Annotated in this window: 18 protein-coding genes; 1 reads left to right on the plus strand and 17 read right to left on the minus strand. The window is 70.7% G+C overall.

The window, feature by feature from the left end; all coding sequences use genetic code 11:
* Positions 1 to 56: 56 nt before the first annotated feature.
* The 17 genes from obgE to ABZX85_RS11065 form a co-directional block, all read right to left on the minus strand.
* A complete protein-coding gene (gene obgE, locus ABZX85_RS10985) occupies positions 57 to 1,493 on the minus strand; it encodes a GTPase ObgE (protein ID WP_355864931.1) in 1,437 nt (478 codons plus the stop codon).
* A 117-nt stretch (positions 1,494 to 1,610) separates the two neighbouring features.
* Entirely contained in the window at positions 1,611 to 1,865 is a 255-nt protein-coding gene (rpmA, locus tag ABZX85_RS10990) for a 50S ribosomal protein L27 (protein WP_040253648.1), read from the minus strand.
* A 14-nt stretch (positions 1,866 to 1,879) separates the two neighbouring features.
* The gene (gene rplU / locus ABZX85_RS10995; protein ID WP_055721489.1) at positions 1,880 to 2,200 is read right to left on the minus strand and encodes a 50S ribosomal protein L21; all 321 of its coding nucleotides are present in this window, start codon (positions 2,198 to 2,200) and stop codon (positions 1,880 to 1,882) included.
* Positions 2,201 to 2,496: 296 nt separating this feature from the next.
* The gene (locus ABZX85_RS11000) at positions 2,497 to 6,435 is read right to left on the minus strand and encodes an Rne/Rng family ribonuclease (protein WP_355864934.1); all 3,939 of its coding nucleotides are present in this window, start codon (positions 6,433 to 6,435) and stop codon (positions 2,497 to 2,499) included.
* A 276-nt stretch (positions 6,436 to 6,711) separates the two neighbouring features.
* On the minus strand, positions 6,712 to 7,479 hold the full coding sequence (locus ABZX85_RS11005) for a TIGR03936 family radical SAM-associated protein (RefSeq protein WP_355864937.1): 768 nt from the start codon (positions 7,477 to 7,479) through the stop codon (positions 6,712 to 6,714).
* A gap of 136 nt (positions 7,480 to 7,615) precedes the next feature.
* On the minus strand, positions 7,616 to 8,662 hold the full coding sequence (locus ABZX85_RS11010; protein ID WP_355864940.1) for a hypothetical protein: 1,047 nt from the start codon (positions 8,660 to 8,662) through the stop codon (positions 7,616 to 7,618).
* A 99-nt stretch (positions 8,663 to 8,761) separates the two neighbouring features.
* Complete coding sequence (locus ABZX85_RS11015; RefSeq protein WP_355864943.1) at positions 8,762 to 10,690, minus strand: TIGR03960 family B12-binding radical SAM protein; 1,929 nt, start codon at positions 10,688 to 10,690, stop codon at positions 8,762 to 8,764.
* Between the two features lie 56 nt (positions 10,691 to 10,746).
* Entirely contained in the window at positions 10,747 to 12,657 is a 1,911-nt protein-coding gene (locus ABZX85_RS11020; protein ID WP_355864946.1) for a zinc ribbon domain-containing protein, read from the minus strand.
* Positions 12,658 to 13,110: 453 nt separating this feature from the next.
* The gene (locus tag ABZX85_RS11025) at positions 13,111 to 14,706 is read right to left on the minus strand and encodes a CYTH and CHAD domain-containing protein (RefSeq protein ID WP_355864949.1); all 1,596 of its coding nucleotides are present in this window, start codon (positions 14,704 to 14,706) and stop codon (positions 13,111 to 13,113) included.
* 100 nt (positions 14,707 to 14,806) lie between these two features.
* Complete coding sequence (rodA, locus tag ABZX85_RS11030; RefSeq protein WP_355864951.1) at positions 14,807 to 16,003, minus strand: rod shape-determining protein RodA; 1,197 nt, start codon at positions 16,001 to 16,003, stop codon at positions 14,807 to 14,809.
* Positions 16,000 to 18,366 carry a penicillin-binding protein 2 gene (gene mrdA, locus ABZX85_RS11035; RefSeq protein ID WP_355864954.1) on the minus strand — a complete coding sequence of 789 codons (2,367 nt, stop codon included), beginning with the start codon at positions 18,364 to 18,366 and terminating at the stop codon, positions 16,000 to 16,002. The genes rodA and mrdA overlap by 4 nt, the downstream gene beginning before the upstream one ends.
* Before the next feature lie 127 nt (positions 18,367 to 18,493).
* The gene (gene mreD, locus ABZX85_RS11040; protein ID WP_355864957.1) at positions 18,494 to 19,168 is read right to left on the minus strand and encodes a rod shape-determining protein MreD; all 675 of its coding nucleotides are present in this window, start codon (positions 19,166 to 19,168) and stop codon (positions 18,494 to 18,496) included.
* Between the two features lie 15 nt (positions 19,169 to 19,183).
* On the minus strand, positions 19,184 to 20,140 hold the full coding sequence (gene mreC, locus ABZX85_RS11045) for a rod shape-determining protein MreC (RefSeq protein ID WP_355864960.1): 957 nt from the start codon (positions 20,138 to 20,140) through the stop codon (positions 19,184 to 19,186).
* A gap of 127 nt (positions 20,141 to 20,267) precedes the next feature.
* Positions 20,268 to 21,287 carry a rod shape-determining protein gene (locus ABZX85_RS11050; RefSeq protein WP_010355320.1) on the minus strand — a complete coding sequence of 340 codons (1,020 nt, stop codon included), beginning with the start codon at positions 21,285 to 21,287 and terminating at the stop codon, positions 20,268 to 20,270.
* A gap of 332 nt (positions 21,288 to 21,619) precedes the next feature.
* Entirely contained in the window at positions 21,620 to 22,033 is a 414-nt protein-coding gene (gene ndk / locus ABZX85_RS11055) for a nucleoside-diphosphate kinase (RefSeq protein WP_355864963.1), read from the minus strand.
* A 63-nt stretch (positions 22,034 to 22,096) separates the two neighbouring features.
* Entirely contained in the window at positions 22,097 to 22,453 is a 357-nt protein-coding gene (locus ABZX85_RS11060) for a DUF4233 domain-containing protein (RefSeq protein ID WP_355864966.1), read from the minus strand.
* A 2-nt stretch (positions 22,454 to 22,455) separates the two neighbouring features.
* Positions 22,456 to 23,943, minus strand: a complete 1,488-nt coding sequence (locus tag ABZX85_RS11065; RefSeq protein WP_355864969.1) for a folylpolyglutamate synthase/dihydrofolate synthase family protein — start codon at positions 23,941 to 23,943, stop codon at positions 22,456 to 22,458.
* Positions 23,944 to 24,098: 155 nt separating this feature from the next.
* Between ABZX85_RS11065 and ABZX85_RS11070 the strand changes: the two genes are divergently transcribed.
* A complete protein-coding gene (locus tag ABZX85_RS11070) occupies positions 24,099 to 24,347 on the plus strand; it encodes a hypothetical protein (protein WP_355864971.1) in 249 nt (82 codons plus the stop codon).
* Positions 24,348 to 24,391: the final 44 nt, after the last annotated feature.

A 24,391-nucleotide genomic window follows, 5' to 3' on the forward strand; every position in this document is an offset into this window, starting at 1 on the left:
CGCCCCTCCCCGGTTCGGGGAAGTGGGCGGGCTGTGTCAGTGAGCCGCGTGGCTCATCAGAACGGCTCGAAGCCCTCGAACTCCTCCGCCGCCTCGTCGCGCTCCGCCTGCTTGTCGCGGCGGCGCTGCGTGGCCGGGCGGGGTGCGTCGAAGCGGTGGTCCTCGCCTCGGCGGCCGAGCATCTCCGCGCCGGCCATGACGGTCGGCTCCCAGTCGAAGACGACCGCGTTGTCCTCGGGCCCGATCGCGACGCCGTCGCCGGAGCGGGCGCCCGCCTTGAGCAACTCGTCCTCGACGCCGAGGCGGTTGAGCCGGTCGGCGAGGTAGCCGACGGCCTCGTCGTTGTTGAAGTCGGTCTGCCTGATCCAGCGTTCGGGCTTCTCGCCCCGGACGCGGAAGAGCCCGTCCTCCTCGCGCACGACCGTGAAGCCGGCGTCGTCCACCGCCTTGGGCCGGATGACGATCCGCGTCGCCTCCTCCTTCGGCTTGGCGGCGCGGGCCTTGCCCACCATCTCCGCGAGGGCGAAGGAGAGTTCACGCAGACCGAGGTGCGCGACGGCGGACACCTCGAAGACCTGGTAGCCGCGTGCCTCCAGGTCGGGGCGGACCATCTCCGCGAGGTCCTTGCCGTCGGGGATGTCCGTCTTGTTGAGGACGACGATCCGCGGCCGGTTCCCCAGCCCGCCGTACTGCCGCAGCTCCTCCTCGATGACGTCGAGGTCGGAGAGCGGGTCCCGCTCGGACTCCAGCGTCGCGGTGTCGAGGACGTGCACGAGGACGCTGCACCGCTCGACGTGGCGCAGGAACTCCAGGCCGAGCCCCTTGCCCTGGCTGGCACCGGGGATGAGACCGGGCACGTCCGCGATCGTGTAGACCGTCGAACCGGCCGTCACCACACCGAGGTTGGGGACGAGGGTCGTGAACGGGTAGTCGGCGATCTTCGGCTTCGCGGCCGAGAGGACCGAGATCAGCGAGGACTTGCCCGCACTCGGGTACCCGACCAGCGCGACGTCCGCGACGGTCTTCAGCTCCAGGACGATCTCGCCGAGATCCCCCGGCACCCCGAGCAGCGCGAACCCGGGCGCCTTGCGGCGGGCCGACGACAGCGCCGCGTTCCCGAGCCCGCCCCGGCCGCCCTGCGCGGCGACGTACGAGGTGCCGTGGCCGACGAGGTCCGCGAGGACGTTGCCGTTCCGATCGAGGACGACCGTGCCGTCCGGGACCGGCAGGACCAGGTCCTGGCCGTCCTTGCCGGAGCGATTGCCGCCCTCGCCCGGCTTGCCGTTCGTGGCCTTGCGGTGCGGGGAGTGGTGGTACTCGAGGAGCGTCGTCACGGACTGGTCGACCGTGAGGATCACGTCGCCGCCGCGTCCGCCGTTGCCGCCGTCGGGCCCGCCGAGCGGCTTGAACTTCTCACGGTGGACGGAGGCACAGCCGTGACCTCCGTTACCCGCGGCGACATGCAGTTCGACGCGGTCCACGAAGGTGGTCATGGTCAGTGCCTCCAAAAAGCTGAACAGGGTGTTACCTATACCAACACGCGAAAGGCGGACCCGCCTTCCCGATCGGGAAGTGAGGTCCGCCTCGCGAAAGCTTCCGAATCAGCCTGTTCAGGCGACCGGAACGATGTTCACGACCTTGCGGCCACGGAACGTACCGAACTCCACCGCACCGGGCTGGAGCGCGAACAGCGTGTCGTCGCCGCCACGACCCACACCCGAACCCGGGTGGAAGTGCGTGCCGCGCTGACGGACCAGGATCTCACCCGCGTTGACGACCTGACCGCCGAAGCGCTTCACGCCGAGCCGCTGGGCATTGGAGTCGCGACCGTTCCGGGTGGACGATGCGCCCTTCTTGTGTGCCATTGCTCAGTCCCTCTTTACTTCGCGGCCGTCGGGATGGACGTGACCTTGATCGCCGTGTACTGCTGACGGTGACCCTGGCGACGGCGGTAGCCGGTCTTGTTCTTGTAACGCAGGATGTCGATCTTGACACCCTTGTGGTGGTCCACGACCTCGGCCTGGACCTTGATGCCGGCCAGCACCCACGGGTCGCTGGTGACAGCCTCGCCGTCGACAACGAGCAGGGTCGAGAGCTCGACCGTGTCGCCAACCTTGGCAGTGGAAATCTTGTCAACCTCAACGATGTCGCCGACAGCAACCTTGTGCTGGCGACCACCGCTGCGCACGATGGCGTACACGCGGATCTCACTCTCTCGCTCGGAGTCGGCACCCCCGCAGTCCAGCCGACCGGGCGCAAACACAGCCAGCCTCTCCCGGCCACGAGTAGCACCCGGAGGGAAGAAAGGTTTACGGGGATGTGGCGCACGTATTAGCACGCCGACGCCCCAGGCTACGAGAAACGCTCCGCTGTGGTCAAACTGGGCCGAGAGGGCTACTCAGCCACATCGGCCCTGCACCCACCCCACAACACGAAGCGGCACCCCCTGCGAAGCACCACGCTCCGCAAGAAGTGCCGCTCAGCTCAACCCTCGGCTCAGCCCTCGTCAGCCGCGGCCGACACCGACGGAGAAGCGACCTGCTCAGCGGCGGCGGTCTTCTTCGCCGCGGCCTTCGTGGTCGTCTTCTTCGCCGTCGTCTTCTTGGCGGCGGTCTTCTTGGCAGCCGTGGTCGTCTTCTTGGCAGCCGTCTTCTTCGCGGTGGCCGCCTTCTTCGCGGTCGCCTTCTTCGCCGTCTTCCGCGCAGCGGTCTTCTTGGCGGGAGCCTCGGCCTCCGCCTCGTCGGCCGACGGCACGACCAGGACGGCCGCCTCTTCGGAGGAGGTCGGCGCAGCGACCTCCCGCACAGCCCGCCGACGCGGACGAGCGGGAGCGGCAGCCGTCTCTTCGACGACCGGCACAGACGCCGGCGCCTCGGCGACGACCTCTTCGGCCACCGGCGCGGCAACCGTCTCGACGACGGTCACGACCGCGGCCTCGGCCCCGGACGGCGACCCGGCGGGCGCGGACGCCTTCCGCGTGGCCCGCCGACGCGGACGCCCGGCCGGCTCGGCCACGGTCTCGACGACAACCGTCTCGGCGACGGCCTCCTCGATCACGACCGGAGCCACGACCTCCTCGACCACCGGCGCGACCGGGTCCTCGACAGCGACCGGATCGACGACGACGTCAGCGACGGAAGCGGCCGGCGCCACCGGAGCGGCCGGAGCCGCCTCGCTCACCGTCTCCTCCCGCCGACGCCCCGCGGCCCCGGCCGGCGAGGAGACCCGACGGCTGGCCCGCCGACGCCCCCGCCCACGGGAAGCGGCGGCCTCGGCCTCGGCCACGCTGCTGAACAGCTCCTCGTCGGGCTCGAACTCCGGCGCGGGCAGCGCGACCGGCGCGGCCACCTCGGCGACGACCTCGGCAGCGCTCTCCTCGACGCTCTCCTCAGCGAACGGCACCGGCGCCGGAACGGCCTCGGCCACGTGCTCATGCTCGTGCTCGTCCCCGCCCCTCCCCCGCCGCTTCCGCTTCCCGCCCCCACCGGACGCCGACGGCTGGTCGAGGTGCACGATCACACCCCGCCCGTTGCAGTGCACGCACGTCTCGGAGAACGACTCCAGCAGCCCCTGCCCGACCCGCTTGCGCGTCATCTGCACGAGCCCCAGCGACGTCACCTCGGCGACCTGGTGCTTCGTCCGGTCCCGGCCGAGGCACTCAAGCAGGCGCCGCAGCACGAGATCCCGGTTCGACTCCAGGACCATGTCAATGAAGTCGATGACGATGATCCCGCCGAGGTCCCGCAGCCGCAGCTGCCGGACGATCTCCTCGGCCGCCTCCAGGTTGTTGCGGGTGACGGTCTCTTCGAGGTTCCCGCCCTGCCCGGTGAACTTCCCGGTGTTGACGTCGACGACGACCATCGCCTCGGTCCGGTCGATGACCAGCGAACCGCCGCTCGGCAGCCACACCTTGCGGTCCAGCGCCTTCGCGAGCTGCTCGTCGATCCGGTACGTCGCGAAGACGTCCACCTCGGACGTCCACCGCGACAGCCGCCCGGCGAGGTCCGGCGCGACGTGCGAGACGTACCCGTGGATCGTCTGCCACGCCTCGTCACCGCTGACGACGACCTTGGAGAAGTCCTCGTTGAAGATGTCGCGGACGACACGGACGGTCATGTCCGGCTCGCCGTACAGCAGCGCGGGGGCGTTGCCGGTCTTGGCCTTCTTCTTGATCTCTTCCCACTGCGCCTGGAGCCGCTCGACGTCACGGCGCAGCTCGTCCTCGCTGGCGCCCTCGGCGGCGGTGCGCACGATGACGCCCGCGTCCTCGGGGACGATCTTCTTGAGGATCGTCTTCAGACGCGCCCGCTCGGTGTCGGGGAGCTTGCGGCTGATGCCGGTCATCGAGCCCTCGGGGACGTACACGAGGTAGCGCCCCGGCAGCGAGACCTGGCTGGTCAGACGCGCGCCCTTGTGCCCGATCGGGTCCTTCGTGACCTGCACGAGCACGGACTGGCCCGACTTCAGCGCGGACTCGATCCGGCGCGGCCCATTGGCCATGCCGAGCGCCTCGAAGTTGACCTCACCGGCGTACAGGACGGCGTTGCGCCCCTTGCCGATGTCGATGAACGCGGCCTCCATGGACGGCAGCACGTTCTGGACCTTGCCCAGGTAGACGTTGCCGACGTACGAGGTCGACTGCTCCTTGTTGACGTAGTGCTCGACGAGCACCCCGTCCTCCAGGACGCCGATCTGGGTCCGCTCGTGGCTCTGCCGGACGACCATGACGCGCTCGACGGCCTCACGGCGCGCGAGGAACTCGGCCTCCGTGATGATCGGAACCCGGCGCCGCCCCTGCTCGCGCCCTTCACGCCGGCGCTGCTTCTTCGCCTCGAGACGCGTCGACCCCTTGATCGACTGCACCTCGTCCGACGGCTCGCTCGGCTTGCGCGGCTCCCGGACCTTCACGACGGTCCGCTCGGGGTCCCCCTCACCCTGCTCGCCCTCGGCCCCGGAATCCCCGGCCCGACGACGCCTACGACGCCGGCGACGGCTCCCGGCGGTGGAGCCGGCGGCCTCCTCGTCGGCGTCCGCGTCGTCCTCGTTCTCCTGCTCGGCGGTGTCCTCGGCGTCCTGGTCCGCCTGCTCGGCGGCCGGCTCGTCCGACTCCTCCTCGAACGCCTCACCCCGGCGACGGCGGCGGCCACCGCGGCGGCGACGGCGGCGCGACCCGGTCTCCTCGGCCTCGTCGTCGACGGCGTCCTCGGCGTCGTCCGCCTCCTCGGGCTCCTCCTCGACGACGGCGGGGGCGGTCTCGACGACCTCCTCGACCGGCGCGGCGGCACCCCGGCGACGACGGCGGCGGCGCGAGCCGGCGCTCTCCTCGGCGGCGGGCTCCTCGACGGCCGGCGTCTCGACGACGGCCTCGACGACCTCTTCCTCGATCTCTTCCTCGGCCTCGACCTCGGGCTCCGCCTCGACGACGGCGGCAGCGGCCTCGGCCGCCGCCCGCTCGGGCGTCTGGAACTGGAACTTCGGCTCGGTGAACACGGGCGCCTGGAACACGGCCACGGCGGGCCGCGCGGTCCGCTTCGGCGACTCGTCGACGGCGGCGGCGGGCTCCGAGAAGCCGCCGGCGGCCTTGCTGACGGTCCGGCGGCGGGAGCGGCGCGGGGAGGCGTCGTCGGCGGGGGCCTCCGCGGCGGGCGCGGGGGCGGTGGCCTTGCGGGCCCTGGCGACGGGCGCCTCGGTCTTCGCCGCGGCCTTCACCGGGGCGGCGGGCTTCTCGGCCTCCACCTCGGCGGCGGCCTCGGTCTCCTCGGCCTCGGGCGCTCCGGCGGGCGCGGTCGCGCGGCGGGTGACCCGGCGGCGACGGCGCGAGCCGCTCTCCTCGGCGTCGTCGACGGCGGGCGCCTCGACGGGCTCGGGGGCGGCGGGGGTCTCGACGACGGCCTCGACGGCCTCGGCGGCCGGGACGTCCTCGGTGGCCTTGGGCGCGCCGGCGGGCGCGGACGCCTTACGGGTCGCGCGGCGGCGGGCACGCGGAGCGGGCGCCTCTTCGGCGGCCGGCTCGGCGGAGGGCTCGACAGCGGCGGGCGCGGCGGCGACGGGCTCGGTGCTCGCGGTGGCCGTCACGGCCTCCGCGGACTCCTCGGCACCCTGCGGAGCCGGAGCCCCGGCCGGTGCGGACGCCTTGCGGGTCGCCCGGCGGCGCGTGCGGGGAGCAGCCTCAACCGGCGCGTCGGCCGCCTGCTCCTCGGTCTTCGACGCTGTGGTCTTCGTTGCTGCGGTCTTCGATGCTGCGGTCTTCGGCGCTTCCTCGGCGGAGCCGGCGGTGTCGGCCTGTATGGCCGAGGCGTTCTCGGCGGAGACCTCCGTACCGGCGGGCGGACCCGCCGGTCGGGACGCGGCACGGCGCCGACGACGCGGCGGCAGGGTGTCGCTGGGGGTGTTGTTCGGTTCAGAACCCTCGATGGGGTCGGTCGGTTCGAGCATGCGGGCGTTTCTCCCGTCGGGCTCCCGGGCGCCGCGCCTGGTCCGGCGTCGGCCATGAGGGCCGATCACCGCTGACGTCCGCGGGTACGCGATTCGCGTTCACCGCCGCCGGGGCGCGGGCGCCGCACGGGAGCTTTCCGTGTCCTGTCTCGCCGGTTCCGCACGCCATGTTGCGTACGGCCTGGCGAAAGTCTTTGTGGTCAGTGCGCTGCCCGACCCAGGTGGCTCCCGAGTCCGAGGGCGGCGCTACGACGTCCGTCCTTCGCGGGACCTTCCCTACGCCGGCGCCTTCGCGGCGGCAGCCGGTTCGGCCGTTGAGGGGGCCGGTGCTGCCTCGCGGTCGGGCGCGAGCGGGTCGGTCACCGTGCCGGTCTCTTCATCGAGCAGCCCCTGCGCCAGCCTGGTCACCGCTGCGGGGACCGGCGGCGCCAGGTCGGCCACGGCGCGGAGACCGGACAGGACGTCGTCGGGTCGAACGGCAGGCGTCACGTGCCGAACAACCAGCCGCAGTATCGCACAGGGCTGGTCGGTCGGCCTATCAGCTGCTTCACTCTGTGTGGTTTCGAGGTGTACGACAGCGGCGCGGGCGTCGAAATTCCTGATGCCGTTCTTCGTGGCCCGCTGGACCTCGACGACCTCGGCGGCGTTGAACGCCACCACGGCCTTCGCCGCCTCCACCGGGTCGACCCCGGTGAGCCGCAGCTCCCACACGGAGGCCGTCAGCCGGTCGGCGAGCCCCGACGTACGGGCCTCCACCGCGTCGGTGATGTCGAGGCCGTCCGGCAGGGACTCGTCGAGCAGGGCCCTCAGCCGCTGGGGGTCCCGCGCGGCCGTGAGCGCGATCTCCAGGTACTCCGCCTCGCTGCCCGTGCCGGTGGGTGCGGCGTTGGCGTACGACACCTTCGGGTGCGGCGTGAACCCCGCCGAGTACGCCATCGGCACCTCGGCGCGGCGCAGCGCCCGCTCGAAGGCGCGCTGGAAGTCACGGTGGCTGGTGAACCGAAGGCGACCGCGCTTGGTGTAACGCAGTCGGATGCGCTGCACCGCGGGAGCGGGCGGCGGTCCTTCGGGCTGTCGCTTACCCAGGGGTACCTCTCCTTGTGTCGTGCGGTCGGTGCCGCGAACCCGCCGGCGCGGGGAACGCTTGGGCCGACGCCTACCCGGCGTCGTCCGGTCCGGATCATCCCCGCGTCGGCGGGGACACTTCTGCGGCGCCAGACCTCTTCTCCAGAGTACGCGCCGCGCGCCCCCCAGGTTCCCGGCCGGCGACCGCTTCCCTCTCACGGGGTGCCCCGAACAGCGCCCGCCGCAGATCGGCCCGCGTCTGCCGCACCGTCTCGCGCGCCGACGCGAGCACCTGCCGGGTGACCCGCCCCACACTCCGTACGGCCTCGGCGGCGGGCCGCAGCAGGGCGTCCCGCACGACGTGTCCGACGGGGGTCAGCACCGTCCGGTACACCCAGGCCACCGGCGCCACGACCAGCGTCCGGAACACCCCCGCCAGGAACCGCCACACGGCGAGCGAGACCCACCCGGCGATCCGCCACGCGTGCCCGAGCGCGTCCCACACCTCGCGCGCCACGACCCCGAGGACCCGCCCCACGGGCACGAGCACCCACCGCCACAGGGCGACCACCGGCAGCACGACCAACACCCGCCCGGCCCAGTACAGACCCAGCCACCCCCATTCGGCGAGCGCCACGATCCCCCGCCCCACGGGAACCAGCACCCACGCGTACAACCACACCGCGGGCACGACGACCAGACACCGCGTCAGCCACCCGGCTCCGGCCCCGATCCCCCGCAGCACCCACATCACCCCGCGCCCGACGGGAACCACCCCCTTCTCCCACACCCAGGCGACCCCCCGCCCGACGGGCACCACGACCCAACGCCACAACGCGACGACCGGCCACACCACGACCACCCGCCCCAACCACCCGAGCCCCTTCCCCACCGGCACGAGCACCCACCGCCACAAGGCGACGACCGGCCACACGACCATCACCTTCCCCAGCCACCCCAGCCCCCTCCCCACCGGCCTCAACACCACGTCCCGCACCACCCGCCCCACCACGACGAGCCCGTCCCACACCACCCTCACCGGCACGACCAGCAGCACCACCACGATCCGCACCGGAATCCGGATCGCGACGACAAGACACCCCTCAGCCTCCCCCCGCCCCACGGACGCCCCCTCGCCAGATACCGGTTTCTCCAACTCCATAACGAGACAGACGCCTGGCCGGTCCCCATGGATGCGCCCGAATCACCGAACGAACAAAAGGGCCCTCTCCCCAGCGGGAGAAGGCCCTTCGCGAGACGCCTACTTGTTCACCACACTCAGCGGCAGCAACTTCTTGCCCGTGGGGCCGACTTGGATGTGCGTGTCCATCGCCGGGCACACCCCGCAGTCGAAGCACGGCGTCCAGCGGCAGTCCTCGACCTCTGTCTCGTCGAGGGAGTCCTGCCAGTCCTCCCAGAGCCAGTCCTTGTCGAGGCCGGAGTCGAGGTGGTCCCAGGGGAGGACTTCCTCGTAGGTGCGTTCGCGGGTGGTGTACCAGTCGACGTCGAGGTCGAAGGCGGCCAGGGACTTGTCCGCGCAGGACATCCAGCGGTCGTAGGAGAAGTGCTCGCGCCAGCCGTCGAACCGGCCGCCGTCCTCGTAGACCGCGCGGATGACGGCGCCGACGCGGCGGTCGCCGCGGGACAGGAGGCCCTCGACGATGCCGGGCTTGCCGTCGTGGTAGCGGAAGCCGATGGAGCGGCCGTACTTCTTGTCGCCGCGGATCTTGTCGCGGAGCTTGCCGAGGCGGGCGTCGGTCTCCTCGGCGGAGAGCTGCGGGGCCCACTGGAAGGGGGTGTGCGGCTTGGGGACGAACCCGCCGATGGAGACGGTGCAGCGGATGTCGCCCGCGCCGGAGACCTCACGGCCCTTGGCGATGACGTTCGCGGCCATGTCGGCGATCTGGAGGACGTCGTCGTCGGTCTCGGTGGGCAGGCCACACATGAAGTACAGCTTCACCTGGCGCCAGCCGTTGCCGTACGCGGTGGCGACCGTACGGATCAGGTCCTCCTCGGAGACCATCTTGTTGATGACCTTCCGCATCCGCTCGGAGCCGCCCTCGGGGGCGAAGGTGAGGCCGGAGCGGCGGCCGTTGCGGGTCAGCTCGTTCGCGAGGTCGACGTTGAAGGCGTCCACACGGGTCGAGGGCAGGGAGAGGCCGATCTTGTCCTCGGTGTAGCGGTCGGCGAGGCCCTTGGCGATCTCGCCGATCTCGCTGTGGTCGGCGCTCGACAGGGAGAGCAGGCCGACCTCCTCGAAGCCGGTCGCCTTGAGGCCCTTGTCGACCATCTCGCCGATGCCGGTGATCGACCGCTCCCGCACGGGCCGCGTGATCATCCCGGCCTGGCAGAACCGGCAGCCGCGCGTGCAGCCCCGGAAGATCTCGACGGACATCCGCTCGTGCACGGTCTCCGCGAGCGGCACCAGCGGCTGCTTCGGGTACGGCCATTCGTCGAGGTCCATGACGGTGTGCTTCGACACCCGCCACGGGACACCGCTCTTGTTCGGGACGACGCGGGCGATCCGGCCGTCCGCGAGGTACTCGACGTCGTAGAACCGGGGGATGTACACGTTGCCGGTCCTCGAGAGCCGGAACAGCACCTCCTCACGGCCGCCGGGGCGCCCCTCCGCCTTCCACCGCCGGACGATGTCCGTGATGTCGAGGACCGCCTGCTCGCCGTCCCCGATGACCGCCGCGTCGATGAAGTCGGCGATCGGCTCGGGGTTGAACGCGGCGTGCCCGCCCGCGAGGACGATCGGGTCGTCGAGACCGCGGTCCCTCGCCTCCAGCGGGATGCCCGCGAGGTCGAGGGCCGTGAGCATGTTCGTGTAGCCGAGTTCCGTCGAGAAGGAGAGCCCGAACACGTCGAACGCCTTCACCGGGCGGTGCGAGTCGACCGTGAACTGCGGGACGCCGTGCTCCCGCATCAGCGCCTCCAGGTCCGGCCACACGCTGTACGTGCGCTCGGCGAGGACGCCCTCCCGTTCGTTCAGCACCTCGTACAGGATCATGACGCCCTGGTTGGGCAGCCCGACCTCGTAGGCGTCCGGGTACATGAGAGCCCAGCGGACGTCCGTGTCGTCCCAGGGCTTGACGGTGGAGTTCAGCTCGCCGCCCACGTACTGGATCGGCTTCTGCACGTGCGGGAGCAGGGCTTCGAGCTGCGGGAACACCGACTCGACAGACATCGCGCGAACTTTCGTGAGCGGGGGTGATGACGGGGGTGACCATCTAACGTCTCTGGTCAGCTTAGCGATCGTGTGCGATCCGTGAGGTACGGGACCGGTTGGATCGTTTCCCACCGGGGTGGAGAGGCGTGGGCGTGGAGGTGGAATCCCGCGCCCAGTGCGGCTCCTCGTGGCCGGTGCCGGCCGGTGGTGGGTGTGCTGACTGTCGTCACGCCCTGGTTCCGGTGGGCTGCACGTGGCAGTCGGTGCCGGTCCGTTGGTGCGTGCCCCTCCGGACGCTTGCCCGCCGGTCCCGTGGGTTTGGTGGGGGAGGGTGCCCTGCGTCGCCTGGGCGCGGGGCGTGTGGTGCGGTGCCGGGTGAGTCCGGTCTTCGACCGGTCCTTCCGGCTGGTTTCAGGGGGCGTGGGGGTGACCACGGCCAGGGTTTCGAGCTTGTCGACCACCGTACGGATGACCATCGCGACGCTGGTGCGGTCAGTGACGGTTCCGGTCTGGTGGGTGAGGCCCCGTGCGGCGATGCGCCGCCAGGCTCCGTGATCACGGTCACCCTGCCAGCCGCAGTCAGAGTGAGGGCAGATGGCCCATTTCCACCCCGGATCGGTGGGCCGGTCGGGGGCTTTGCGGTGCCGCAGCGGTGCCAGGCAGCGCGGGCAGTGCTTGGAGGTGTTGCGGGCGGGGACGGTGACGACGGCGATCCCCGTCTCGGCGGCCAGATGCCGCATGCGGTCGGTGATCCGGCCGCGTATCTGCTGGGAGAGGCGGGTGTTCATGGTCCGGCCCATCCCCCGGGCTTCCATCGACCGCAGGTCCTCGACGTAGATGACGCTCGCCCCAGCAGCGATCGCCTGGTCGACCGTCCAGCGGGCCGCCGCCCACGCCAGGGCGTCATTGAGATGGGTGCGGCGTGCGCAGACATGCCGGATCTCGTCGGTCAGGACAGTGTGCCGGACGGCCAGCGCATGCTGTTTGTCACCGCAGGTGAGGCGCTGGTACTGATCAGCCTTGGCGTGCAGGTGCTCGGACAGGCGCCGCAGCCGGTGCTGTTTGGCGAGGACTCCGGCGGCCCGGAACTGCGCCCCCGTGCCGAGTTCGGTGATCCGCCCGTCGTCGTGCAGGCGCACCGCCCCGGCGGACAGAAGTGTGTTCAAGCCCCAGTCGACGCCGAGGGCGATGGTGTGTCCGGTGCGGGTGGTCTTCGGCACGGCGTGGGTGTAGGCGAGGTCAGTGCGTACCCGGCCCTGGTGGACGCGGAGGGTGGGCAGGTGCAGGACTGCACCGGCCGGGACCGTCGGCGGCAGGCTGATCGGGCAGGCGACCCACGTCCAGTCCCGGTACGAGACGGGGTCGGGGCGGGTGGGGAGTTGCAGGCGCAGCAGGGCGCGGCCAGGGTGGTGGGCGCGTTCGACGGTGGCCTGCTGTCCGTCGCACGCCGACAGCAGCAACATCCGCGCCGCCCGGGGCGGGGGTTCCAGTGCGAACACGTCGGCAGGGAGCCGCCCGTTCTTTGCCGTGAACGCGGTGATCTGGCGGGTGCGGGAGGTGATCACGCTGGAGGGCAAGGACCGGCCGCCGGGTATCGCCTCCCGCACCGCGTCCCACTCGTTGGCGGTGCGCCGGGCGGGGTCGTCGGGCCAGGTGGTGAGGATTCCGGTGGTCAGCTCGGTACGCCATGCCGCCGACCTCAGCGCACGTCCGGCCTGCTCCTGCGCCATCCGCACGATCCGGTCATTGACCCGCACGCCCTCAGGCATGGAGGTGATCCAGCCCAGGCGGCGCAAGGCCATCCACGCGTTCGACGGCAGCCTCCGGCCCCCGGCATCCTCCCCGGACGCCAAGGCCCCCACATCGACTGTGTTCCAGTGCTCCGCCAGCAGACCGGCAGCCATCCCGGACACCAGACCGGCACACCACTCCACCCGCTGAGCCACCACAGACGCCGCCAGAAGCTCACCCGTCTCCTCGTCCACCCCACCACGCAACACCCCACGCGCACACGCGGTCCGAGCGGTCCGGCCTTCACCGACCGGCAGCTTCCGGCTCACCCCGCGCCCCCCTTCCCACATGGCCCTGTCATCCGATCAACGACACACTCACGACAAGGTCACGCATTCGATCCAGGAACCTCTGTGCGACGACACAGATGACGAGCGTCGACCACAGACACAGCACCCCCGGTCAAGACATCACCACGGCCCCTTGAGGAAACAGACGAATCCGACGCGGCCGGGTGATGCCCCTGTCCGCTCGGCGGCGAGACGGAGCGCAGGAAGCTCCCCTGCCTGGTCGGCTGCCAGATGAGGACTCCTTCGTGCACTGGGCCGCCGAGCGAGGAGGCTCCCCCCTGTCCCGTATAGCTGCCGGTCGAGAGGCTCCCCCCATCTGCTCGGCCACCCGTGTCCGCTCGGCCCGCCTCCGGCCACTCAGATCCCCGCCCCGCCCTTCACCTCCGCCCACAGCGCCGGCAGCTCCGCCTCGTCGTCGGCCGACCTGCGCTCCTCACGGCCGTACAGCAGCCCGTACGTGAAGCCGCTCTCGCCCGCCGCGTGGGCCTGGACGGCGATCTCGCGGAGGGCCTCGCGGGCCATGACGCTGTCCTGGTGGTCGCCGAGGAGGTTCTGGAGGGACTTGGCGGCCTTGACCAGGGCGGTGGCCGGTTCGCCGAGGGCGGGTTCGGCGGCCTCAGCGGAGTACCGGGTGCGCTTGGCCTTCTTGCGCGCCTCGTGCAGCGCGAAGTCCCGCTCGGGCCCGGACGACGGCTGCGCGAGCGCCTCCTCGATCAGCTCCGCGACCTTCGCGAAGTCCTTGCGGACGGCCTTCGCGATCACCTTCTCCGGTGCCCCGGCCGCCGCCTCCAGCAGGGGCGGCTGCGCGACCAGCGCGTCGAGCGTGTCCAGCAGCGCGAGGTAGCGCTTCCCGTCGAGCACGGCGACGAGCCGCCTTCTCGATCCGCCCCGGCGGGCGTGCGTCCAGGTGCGGACGCGGGTGCGGACGGGGCCGACGAGCAGCTGCCTCGGGAGCTTGTCCAGGGCCGCCGTGATCCGCTCGGTGAGGACCTCCTGGTCGCGGTCCACGCCGAGTTCGCCCGCGAGCCACTTCAGCTCCTCGCCGACCGGGTCGGTGACGGTGCGGTCGAGGACCTTGCCGAAGGAGCGGAACGCGCTGCGCGTGCGGCGGGTGGCGACGCGCATCCGGTGCACCGAGTCGAACTCGTCCTGCCGGACCGCGGGATCGAGCGCGACGATCGCGTCACGCTGGGCACGGAGGTAGGCGAGGACGTGGTGGGCGGCGGTGCCGGGGGGTACCGGGGTGGTGGGCGGTACGGGGGCGGCGAGGTCGGGGGTGTCGGCGGCAGGCTTCTTGGACTTGCCCTGCTTCCCCTGCTTGCCGGGCTTCCCCGAGGTCTTGGCCTTCCCCTTCTTCGGGGCCGTCTCCGCCAGCGCACGCGCCAGTTTCGACTCCGACGCCGACCGGCGCACGCCCGCCTTGAGGAGGCGTTTCTCGACCTTGTCGAGGAGTACGGGGTCACCCCCGTCGGCGAGTTCCACCTCGATCTCGGACCACTGGACGGAGCCGGCGCCCCCGCTGAGCCGCTCGGCCCGCACCTCGTCCACACTGACCTCGGCGAGCAGCCGCCCCTCGCCGTCGACCAGCTCCCGGACGTCCCGCGCGGAGCGCAACCGCACCACGGGGACGAGTTCGGCGTCCCGCACCCGGGATCTGACCAGCCCGGCGAGGCTGCGTGGCAGGGTCGGCGAGAGGGGTGCCCGGACCTCGTCCCGCACCCCCGGTCCCACCGGGAACTTGAGGTGCCACCCCGCGTCCGACCCGCCGGTCCGGCGCCGCAGGGTGATCGAGGCGGACGCCAGCCGCCCGTCCGAGGTGTCGTAGTACGTGGCGTCCAGCTCCGCCACGCCCTTGTCGAGCACCGTCTCGATCCCGGCCACGCCCGTCAGGTCCGGCAGCCCGCTCTCATCGGATTCGTACTTGCGTTCGATCTCCCGTTTCGTCTCCGCCATGAATTGAATCTAGTGGCAGTCGGGGCAAAGCGGCAGAGGGAAACGAAGGGTGAATTCACGACGAATGCCCGGATAAACCGCCCGCCGGACCGCCGGAGGCTCACGCGGACATGGGTCTCTGCACCTTGATGGACTGCAACAGCCCCACCGCCACCCACACCGCGAACATCGACGACCCTCCGTACGACACGAACGGCAGCGGCAGACCGGTGACCGGCATGATGCCGAGGGTCATCCCGATGTTCTCGAACGCCTGGAAGGCGAACCAGGCGACGATCCCGGCGGCCACGATCGTCCCGTACAGCTCGGTCGTCTCGCGGGCGATCTTGCAGGCGCGCCAGAGCACCACCCCGAGCAGCAGGATGATCAGGCCAGCGCCCACGAAGCCCAGCTCCTCGCCGGCCACGGTGAAGACGAAGTCCGTCTGCTGCTCCGGGACGAACTGGCCCGTCGTCTGCGAGCCGTGGAAGAGGCCCGAGCCGGTGAGGCCGCCCGAGCCGATCGCGATCCGCGCCTGGTTGGTGTTGTAGCCGACGCCCGCCGGGTCCAGGTCGGGGTTGGCGAACGCCGCGAACCGCGCGATCTGGTACTCGTCGAGAATGCCCAGCTGCCAGACGGCGAGCGCGCCGGCGCCGCCCGCGCCGAGAAGGCCGAAGACCCAGCGGTTGGAGGCGCCGGAGGCGAGGAGGACGCCGAGCACGATCATCACCATCACCATGACCGAGCCGAGGTCCGGCATCAGCATGACGACCAGCATCGGGACGGAGGCGAGGCCGAGGGCCTGGAGGACCGTGCGCTGGTCGGGGTACGGCTTGTCGCCGGCGTCCACGCGGGCCGCGAGCAGCATCGCCATGCCGAGGATGATCGTGATCTTCACGAACTCCGAGGGCTGGAGGGAGAAGCCGCCGCCCAGGACGATCCAGGAGTGGGCGCCGTTGACCGTGGAGCCGAGGGGGGTGAGGACGAGGAGGATGCCGAAGACCGAGAGGCCGTAGAGGATCGGGACGGCGTTGCGCAGGGTGCGGTGGCCGAGCCAGACCGTGCCGAGCATCAGGGCGAAGCCGATGCCGGTGTTCATGAGGTGGCGGAGGAGGAAGTAGTACTGGTCGCCCTGGTTGATCTCCGTGCGGTTTCGCGTCGCGGAGAAGACGAGGAGGGAGCCGATGAAGGAGAGGGCGAGGGCGGAGAGCAGTATCGGCCAGTCGAGGCGCCTTGCGAGCGAGTCCCTCGCGAAGAGGCGGGTCCAGCCTGCGCGTTCTGGGCCGTAGCCCGAGACCGAGAAGGTGTTGCCGGTCATTTGGCTTCCCTTCGGGGGCGGCGGAGGAGGGATCGCAGGCCGTGAGTGCCTCGTGTTGTGGATTGGCGGGTGCGGGTTCGATGTGGCTGGTCGCGCAGTTCCCCGCGCCCCTGAGGTCCGCTGTCCTTACGCCCGTTCTTCCGGCGACGGCGTGTGTCCTGGTTGCCGCCCGTGTTCGTCGGGGCCGTTCCCGGCGGCAGGGTGCCGTCCTCCTGCTTCGGCTTCTCCGTCTGGTTCGCCCGCTGGTCCTTCGCCGGGTCCTTCGCGATCTTCGGGGACGTGATCGTGCCGTCCGTCTGGACCTTGGGGAGGGTTTTCTGGGGGGTGGGGAGGAGGGCGTTCTTGGGGGTGATGGTGCCGTCGTCCGCGACGCCGTAGAGGGCGTCGTAGATGTTGCGGACGGCGGGGCCGGAGGCGCCGGAGCCGGTGCCGCCCTGGGCGATCGTCATGACGATCGCGTAGTCCTTGGTGTAGGTCGCGAACCAGGACGTCGTCTGCTTGCCGTAGACCTCGGCGGTACCCGTCTTCGCGTGCATCGGGATCTTCGCCTGGGGCCAGCCGACCTGGGCGAAACGCCAGGCGGCGGTGCCTTCGGTGGCGACGCCGGCGAGGGCCTCGTCCATCTGGGAGAGCGTGGTCTTGCTTATGGGGAGCTTGCCGTGGGACTCGGGCTTGATCTCCGTGGTCGTCTTGCCGTCGGGGCTGATGACGGCCTTGCCGACGGTCGGGTTCCACAGCGTGCCGCCGTTGGAGATCGCCGCGTAGATCGTCGCCATCTGGATCGGGGTGACGAGGGTGTCGCCCTGGCCAATGGAGTAGTTGATCTCGTCACCGGCGCGCATCTGGTTGCCTTCGAGGCAGTTCTCGTACGCGATCTGCTCGACGTACGTGCCGCCCTTCTTGCCCTGCTTGCACCAGGCGTCCTTATTGGCCTTCCAGTAGCTCTGCTTCCACTGGCGGTCGGGGACGCGGCCGGTGACCTCGTTCGGCAGGTCGATGCCGGTCTCCTTGCCGAGGCCGAACTGGTGGGCGGCCTTGAAGAAGTAGTCGCCGGGGTTCTTCTTCGGCTTGATGCCGCCGTCCTTCTGCCATTCGCTGTGCGCGAGGCCGTAGAAGACGGTGTCGCAGGAGACTTCGAGGGCGCGGCCGAGGCTGATCGGGCCGAAGTTCTCCGACTCGAAGTTCTTGAAGACCTGCCCGCCGACCGAGTACGAACTCGTGCACGGATAGCGGCCGTTGAAGTCGTAGCCCGCCTCCACCGCCGCCGCCGTGGAGATCACCTTGAAGGTGGAGCCCGGTGCCGACTGACCCTGTATGGCCCGGTTGAGCAGCGGGTAGTTGGAGTCCTTGCCGGTGAGCGCCTTGTAGTCCTTGGCGGAGATCCCGCCGACCCACGCGTTCGGGTCGTACGTCGGGTTAGAGGCCATCGCGACGATGCGGCCGGTCTTGGCCTCCATCACGACGACGGCGCCGGAGTCCGCCTTGTACTTCTCATTGGTGTTGCGGTCCCACTGCTTGCGGGCTTCCTTCATCGCGTCGTTCAGCTCGTACTCCGCGACGCGCTGCACCCGGGCGTCGATGCTGGTGACGAGGTTGGCGCCGGGCTGGGCCGGGGTCGCCTCGGCCTGGCCGATGACGCGGCCGAGGTTGTCGACCTCGTAGCGCGTGACGCCCGCCTTGCCGCGCAGCTCCTTGTCGTACTCGCGCTCAAGTCCCGAGCGGCCGACCTGGTCGGAGCGCAGGTAGGGCGAGTCGCTGCCCTTGGCCTGCTGGATCTCGTCGTCCGTGACCGGGGAGAGGTAGCCGAGGACCTGCGCGGTGTTGGACTTGCCGGGGCCGGGGTAGCGGCGGACCGCCTCGGGCTCGGCGGTGATCCCGGGGAAGTCCTCGGCGCGCTCGCGGATCTGGAGGGCCTGCTTGGGCGTGGCCTCGTCGGTGATCGGGATGGGCTGGTACGGCGAGCCGTTCCAGCAGGGCTGGGGGGTCTGGGCGTCGCAGAGGCGGACCTTCTGCTGGACCTCCTCGGGGGTCATGCCGAGCACGCCCGCGAGTTTGGCGAGGACCGCCTTGCCGTCGTCCTTCTGCTTCAGCAGTTCCGTGCGCGACGCGGAGACCACCAGGCGGGTCTCGTTGTCCGCGAGGGGGACGCCCCGGGCGTCCAGGATCGAGCCGCGCACCGCCGGTTCGACGACCTGCTGGACGTGGTTGCCGGACGCTTCCTTCGCGTACTCGTCGCCCTCCCGGATCTGGAGGTACCACAGGCGTCCGCCGAGCGTCGCGAGCAGCGAGAGGACCAGGATCTGGATGACCACGAGCCGTGTCTGGACCCTCGGTGTCCGCCCGGTCTCCGGGATGTTCGTCACTGCCTCCCCCTCCCCATGCGCTGAACCGCCGCTCCGTGAATCGAATGCCTGTACGTCTCATGAACGGCCGGGCCACCCGCCCGCGTTCCGCCGCCGTTCACCCCCACGGGTGAAAACTCCCCCGACGTCACAGCCGCTTCACCCCTTTGATCCGCCCCGTCCGGGCGGCCGACCGCTTCGCGGCCTTCATCTTCAGCCCGCTCCCCCGCTGCCCGCCGATCCGCAGCCCCGTCCCCGAGGACAGCCACCCGGCCGACACGTCCCGCGCCTTGGCGGCCGAACCGGCCTCCGCGAGCGGGTCGTTGTCGGCGCGCCGGGCGAGGAACATCACGGCGGGGACGACGAAGGGGGCGAGGAGCAGGTCGTACAGGGCGGCGCTGAACAGGAGCCCGCCGAGGCCGACGTGCCGGGCGGCCGTGTCGCCGACGAGGGCGCCGACCATCGCGTACAGCAGGGTCGAGCCGATCGCCGAGGCGACGACCACCAGCATCGGGGCGGTCGCGGACTTGAGGCGGCCGGTCTCGGGTTTGATCAGCCCGGCGGCGTACCCGATGACGCTGAGGACGAGGGCGTACCGGCCCGCCGCGTGGTCGGCCGGCGGGGCGAGGTCCGCGAGGAGGCCCGCGCCGAAGCCGATGAGGGCGCCGCTGGTGTGGCCGTAGACCATGGCGAGGCCGAGGACCGTCAGGAGCAGCAGGTCGGGGACCGCGCCGGGGAGGTGGAGCCGGGCCAGCACGCTGACCTGGACGACCAGGGCCACGACGACGAGGGTCGTGGAGAGCAGAATGCGGTTGACGCGCATGGGGGGTTTCAGCTCCTACTGCTCTTGCTGCTGGTCGTTCTGGCGGCCCTGGTCCGGTGCCGTGGCGCCCGGCGTGACCGTCACCGTGACGGTCGGGGTGGGGACGGGCTTCGGCTTCTGCGGGAGGACCGTGTCGCGCGGGTCCTTCTTGGGGGCCTCGACGACGACCCCGACGATGTCGAGCTTCGTGAAGCTGACGTACGGCGTGACGTACAGGGTCCGGGTCAGATCGCCGCCGGAGGGGTCCACACGGGACACGATGCCCACCGGCACGCCCGGTACGAACGGCTTGTCGGCCTGGGAGCCGAAGGTCACCAGGCGGTCGCCCTTCTTCACCTCGGCCTTGCCGTTGAGGAGTTCGACGCGCAGCGGGCGGTCGCCCTGTCCCGACGCGAAGCCGAGTTCGTCGCTGGCCTCCATGCGGGTGCCGACGGTGAAGTCGGGGTCGCTGGCGAGCAGCACGGTCGAGGAGTTGGGGCCGACCGTGGTGACCCTGCCGACGAGGCCGTCGCCGTTGAGGACCGTCATGTCGCGCTGGATGCCGTCGCTCGCGCCGACGTCGATGGTGATCGTCCAGGAGAAGCCCTGGGCCGCTCCTATGGCGATGACCTGGGCGCCCTTGATGCCGTACTGGCCCTCGCCGGCGATCTTCAGCATCCGGTCGAGCTGGGTGAGGCGGCTGCGGTTGCGGTCGTCGCTGCCGAGTTTCGCCTTGAGGGCCGCGTTCTCTTTTTCGAGGGCCGCGAGCCGGTCGTGGCGCTTGCCGGAGTCGCGTACGGCGGAGACCGCGTTGCCGACGGGGTCGACGGCCGAGGCGACGCCGTTCTCGATGGGTCCGAAGACCGTCGCGGCGGCCTGCCGGGCGCCGTCGACCGGAGAGTCCTCACCTCCCCTGATGTCGACCGTGATCAGCGCGAACGAGACGGCGACCAGCAGTACCAGGAGCAGCCGGCTCTCTCGTGTGTCCCTCACGTGCGGCGGCCGTGCCTTCCTCATAGGAATTGCGGGAGTTGCGGGAATTGGGGAAGCTTATGCCTCTATATCAACGATCCGCCGCACGAGAGGAGATCGTCTCGTACGGCGGAATCGAAGTGTTACGTCATCTGCGCGGCGCGGCGTCCAGGACCTGCTGGAGGGCCTCGAACTCCTCGACGCACTTGCCGGAGCCGAGCGCGACGCTGTCCAGCGGGTCCTCGGCGATGTGGATCGGCATGCCGGTCTCCCGGCGCAGCCGCTCGTCGAGGCCGCGCAGCAGGGCGCCGCCGCCGGTGAGGACGATGCCGCGGTCCATGATGTCGCCGGACAGCTCGGGCGGGCACTTGTCGAGCGTGGTCTTCACGGCGTCGACGATCGCGTTGACCGGCTCCTCGATCGCCTTGCGGACCTCGGCGGCCGAGATGACGACCGTCTTGGGCAGTCCGGAGACGAGGTCCCGGCCGCGGATCTCGGTGTGCTCGTCGTCGTCGAGGTCGTACGCGGAACCGATCGTGATCTTGATCTGTTCGGCGGTGCGCTCACCGAGGAGGAGGGAGTACTCCTTCTTGATGTGCTGGATGATCGCGTTGTCCAGCTCGTCGCCGGCGACGCGGATGGACTGGGCGGTGACGATGCCGCCGAGGGAGATGACCGCGACCTCGGTGGTGCCGCCGCCGATGTCGACGACCATGTTGCCGGTCGCCTCGTGGACCGGGAGGCCGGAGCCGATGGCGGCGGCCATGGGCTCCTCGATGATGTGCACCTGGCGGGCGCCCGCCTGGGTCGACGCCTCGATGACGGCGCGGCGCTCGACTCCGGTGATACCGCTGGGCACGCACACGACGACGCGGGGCCGGGCGAGATAGCGGCGCTTGTGGATCTTCAGGATGAAGTAGCGCAGCATCCGCTCGGTGATCTCGAAGTCGGCGATGACGCCGTCCTTGAGCGGGCGCACGGCGACGATGTTGCCGGGCGTGCGGCCGATCATCTTCTTCGCCTCGGAGCCGACCGCGAGGATGCCACCGGTGTTGGTGTTGATCGCGACCACGGACGGCTCGTTGAGGACGATCCCGCGACCCCTGACGTACACCAGCGTGTTGGCGGTCCCGAGGTCGACAGCCATGTCACGGCCGATGAACGACATTGAGTTCCCCATCAGGATTCGACTGGCCTTCCCACAAGCGTTTGACGGCTTTTCAGGACGGCGAAGTGGGTGCGGTGAGGTGAAGGCTTACATCGTAGACGCGCCATCACGGACACCGCGCGAGGGTCTTCGCCATTGTCAGCACGTGCCGACCCGCCTCGCTTGTGGAGACGGTCCATCGGGGGCACGCGTTCCCCCGATCGGCACCGCATATGCCGAAGGACGGCCGAAAATGTACGGCCGTCCCCGGACTGACAAACAGACGATCTGACGATCAGTCAGAAAAGTCCACGAAAACTCCCTAAGAGTTCATGGACGGCCCTGGACGACGGTCAGTCGCGGCCCGGGAAGAACAGCTTGACCTCGCGCTCCGCCGACTCCTCCGAGTCCGAGGCGTGGATCAGGTTCTCCCGGACGATGACCCCGAAGTCGCCCCGGATCGACCCCGGCGCGGCGGCGATCGGGTCCGTCGGCCCGGCGAGCTGCCGCACACCCTCGATGACCCGCTCGCCCTCGACGATCAGCGCGACGACGGGACCGGACGCCATGAACGCGACCAGCGGCTCGTAGAAAGCCTTGCCCTTGTGCTCGCCGTAGTGCTGCTCCAGCGTGTCGCCGTCCAGCGTGCGCAGCTCCAGCGCGGTGATCCGCCAGTCGGCCTTGCGCTCGATACGGCTGATGATCTCGCCGGTCAGGCCACGACGGACGGCGTCGGGCTTGAGGAGGACGAGGGTGCGCTGGCTCACTGAGGGGCTCCTTCGCTGCTGATGTGCGGTGTCACGAGGTTACAGGGCGTGTCGCTACCGCCGTCACGCAGCGTCAGGTGTAGTGGAGGCCGTCTGCGCGGCGAACCTCGCGCGCGCCTCCTCGACCTTGCGGCCGTAGTGGACCGACGCCCACCACAGCGCCGCGAAGACCGCGCCCATGAAGAACATCAGCGGGACGAAGAAGCCGGAGAGGACCAGGGCGATCTGGAGGGCCCAGCCGAGGGCGATCCCGCCGGGGCGGGTGACGACGCCGCACAGCAGGACGCTGAGGAACATCAGCGTCCCGCAGACCGTCCAGACCGTGCCCATCGACAGGTCCGGGTCCTTCATCGCGACCAGACCCGCGAAACCGATCAGGAAGAACTCGCCGATCAGCGTCGACGAACAGAGCGTGCGCATCCTCAGCGCCCTCCCAGGAGCACGCGGGCCTCGCCCACGGTGATGACGGAACCGGTGACGAGGACGCCGGCGCCGGAGAACTCGCCGTCCTCCTCGGCCAGCGTGATCGCGGCCTCCAGGGCGTCGGGGAGACGGGGTTCGACCTGGACGCGGTCCTCGCCGAACACCTCGACGGCGATCGCCGCGAGTTCGTCCGCGTCCATCGCGCGCGGCGTCGAGTTCTGCGTGACGACGATCTCCGCGAAGATCGGCTCGAACGCCTCCAGCAGACCCCGGACGTCCTTGTCGCCGCTCGCGCCGACGACCCCGATCAGCCGGCTGAAGTCGAACACCTCGCTGATCGCGTCGGCGGTGACGCGCGCGCCCGCCGGGTTGTGCGCGGCGTCCAGGACGACCGTCGGGGAGCGGCGGACGATCTCCAGCCGGCCCGGGGAGGTGACCTTGGCGAACGCCTTGCGGACGACGTCGAGGTCGAGGGGTTCCGCGCGGGCGGCGCCGACGCCGAAGAACGCCTCCACGGCGGCCAGGGCCACCGCGGCGTTGTGCGCCTGGTGGGCGCCGTGCAGCGGGAGGAAGACCTCGGGGTACTCGCCGCCGAGCCCGCGCAGCGTCATGAGCTGGCCGCCGACCGCGACCTGCCGTTCGACGACGCCGAACTCCAGGCCCTCGCGCGCGACCGTCGCGTCGACCTCGACCGCGCGCTTCAGCAGGACCTGTGCGGCGTCGACCGGCTGCTGGGAGAGGATGACCGTCGCGTCCTGCTTGACGACTCCGCCCTTCTCCACCGCGATCTCCGCGGGGGTCGAGCCGAGGCGGTCCGTGTGGTCCAGGGAGATGGGGGTGATCACCGCTACGTCCGCGGTGATCACGTTCGTCGCGTCCCAGGTGCCGCCCATGCCGACCTCGACGACCGCGACGTCCACCGGGGCGTCCGCGAACGCGGCGTACGCCATGCCCGTGAGCACCTCGAAGAAGGAGAGGCGGAACTCCTCCTTCGCGTCGACCATCTCGACGTACGGCTTGATGTCCTCGTACGTCTCGACGAAGCGCTCCGCCGACATGGGGGCGCCGTCCAGGCTGATGCGTTCGGTGATCGACTGGACGTGCGGGGAGGTGTACCGGCCCGTCCGCAGTTCGAAGGCGCCGAGCAGCGTCTCGATCATGCGGGCCGTGGACGTCTTGCCGTTGGTGCCGGTGATGTGGATCGACGGGTACGCGTTCTGGGGTTCGCCCAGGACGTCCATCAGCGCCGCGATCCGCTTGACCGAGGGTTCCAGCTTCGTCTCGCCCCAGCGGGTCGCCAGCTCCGACTCGACGGTGCGCAGCGCGGCGTCCACCTCGGGGTCGGCGGGACGGCTCGGTACGTCATCACCCTCCGGCTGCCCGCCCTGGGTACGCAGCGTCCGGCTGCCCGCCTCGATGACCGCGAGGTCGGGGTCACGGTCGGTCTCGGCGGCGATGATCTCGTCGAACGGGTCGCTTTCTGTCACGCGGGCCAGTCTACGGAGCGCCGCCGACATCGGGTGGCTCCGGGGCGTATCGCCCAGTGCGGTGAACGCCGGGCGCGTCCCCGGGCGTGGCGGGGGCGGGGTCCGCCATCCTCACCGGAGTCCGGTTCGTTCTTCTTTTCGAGAAAGGAACAGTCATGCGTAGATTCGTCCCCGCACTGCTGGCCGCGTCCTTCGTCGCCACGGCCCTCACCGTGGCGATCGCTCCGCTGGCCTCCGCCTCCGCCGCCGCGGGCTGCCGCTACTACTACACGTCGTACTACCGCGGCCCGAACGGCGAGACGAAGGGGTCCGGCGAGTACCGCGAGGGCGACCACGACCCCGAGGGGCGTATCTGCCGCAACGGCTGGTGGGTGTCCCCGTACGAGCTGGACGGCGGGATCTGAGCGTCCGCACGCGAGAGGCCCCCGGAACCCTCATCGGTTCCGGG

Origin of the sequence: Streptomyces sp. NPDC004539, from assembly GCF_040610055.1 — a bacterium.
In the GTDB taxonomy this organism is placed as follows: Bacteria; Actinomycetota; Actinomycetes; order Streptomycetales; family Streptomycetaceae; genus Streptomyces.

Excerpts from the sequence above, each read along its gene's own strand:
- ABZX85_RS11070 (WP_355864971.1), top strand. The coding sequence starts at position 24,099 with ATGCGTAGATTCGTCCCCGCACTGCTGGCCGCGTCCTTCGTCGCCACG.
- rpmA (WP_040253648.1), bottom strand. The coding sequence starts at position 1,865 with ATGGCACACAAGAAGGGCGCATCGTCCACCCGGAACGGTCGCGACTCC.
- ABZX85_RS11015 (WP_355864943.1), bottom strand. The coding sequence starts at position 10,690 with ATGTCTGTCGAGTCGGTGTTCCCGCAGCTCGAAGCCCTGCTCCCGCAC.
- rodA (WP_355864951.1), bottom strand. The coding sequence starts at position 16,003 with ATGACCGGCAACACCTTCTCGGTCTCGGGCTACGGCCCAGAACGCGCA.
- ABZX85_RS11060 (WP_355864966.1), bottom strand. The coding sequence starts at position 22,453 with ATGCGCACGCTCTGTTCGTCGACGCTGATCGGCGAGTTCTTCCTGATC.
- ABZX85_RS11010 (WP_355864940.1), bottom strand. The coding sequence starts at position 8,662 with ATGGAGTTGGAGAAACCGGTATCTGGCGAGGGGGCGTCCGTGGGGCGG.
- ABZX85_RS11000 (WP_355864934.1), bottom strand. The coding sequence starts at position 6,435 with ATGCTCGAACCGACCGACCCCATCGAGGGTTCTGAACCGAACAACACC.
- obgE (WP_355864931.1), bottom strand. The coding sequence starts at position 1,493 with ATGACCACCTTCGTGGACCGCGTCGAACTGCATGTCGCCGCGGGTAAC.
- mreD (WP_355864957.1), bottom strand. The coding sequence starts at position 19,168 with ATGCGCGTCAACCGCATTCTGCTCTCCACGACCCTCGTCGTCGTGGCC.
- ABZX85_RS11050 (WP_010355320.1), bottom strand. The coding sequence starts at position 21,287 with ATGTCGTTCATCGGCCGTGACATGGCTGTCGACCTCGGGACCGCCAAC.
- ABZX85_RS11025 (WP_355864949.1), bottom strand. The coding sequence starts at position 14,706 with ATGGCGGAGACGAAACGGGAGATCGAACGCAAGTACGAATCCGATGAG.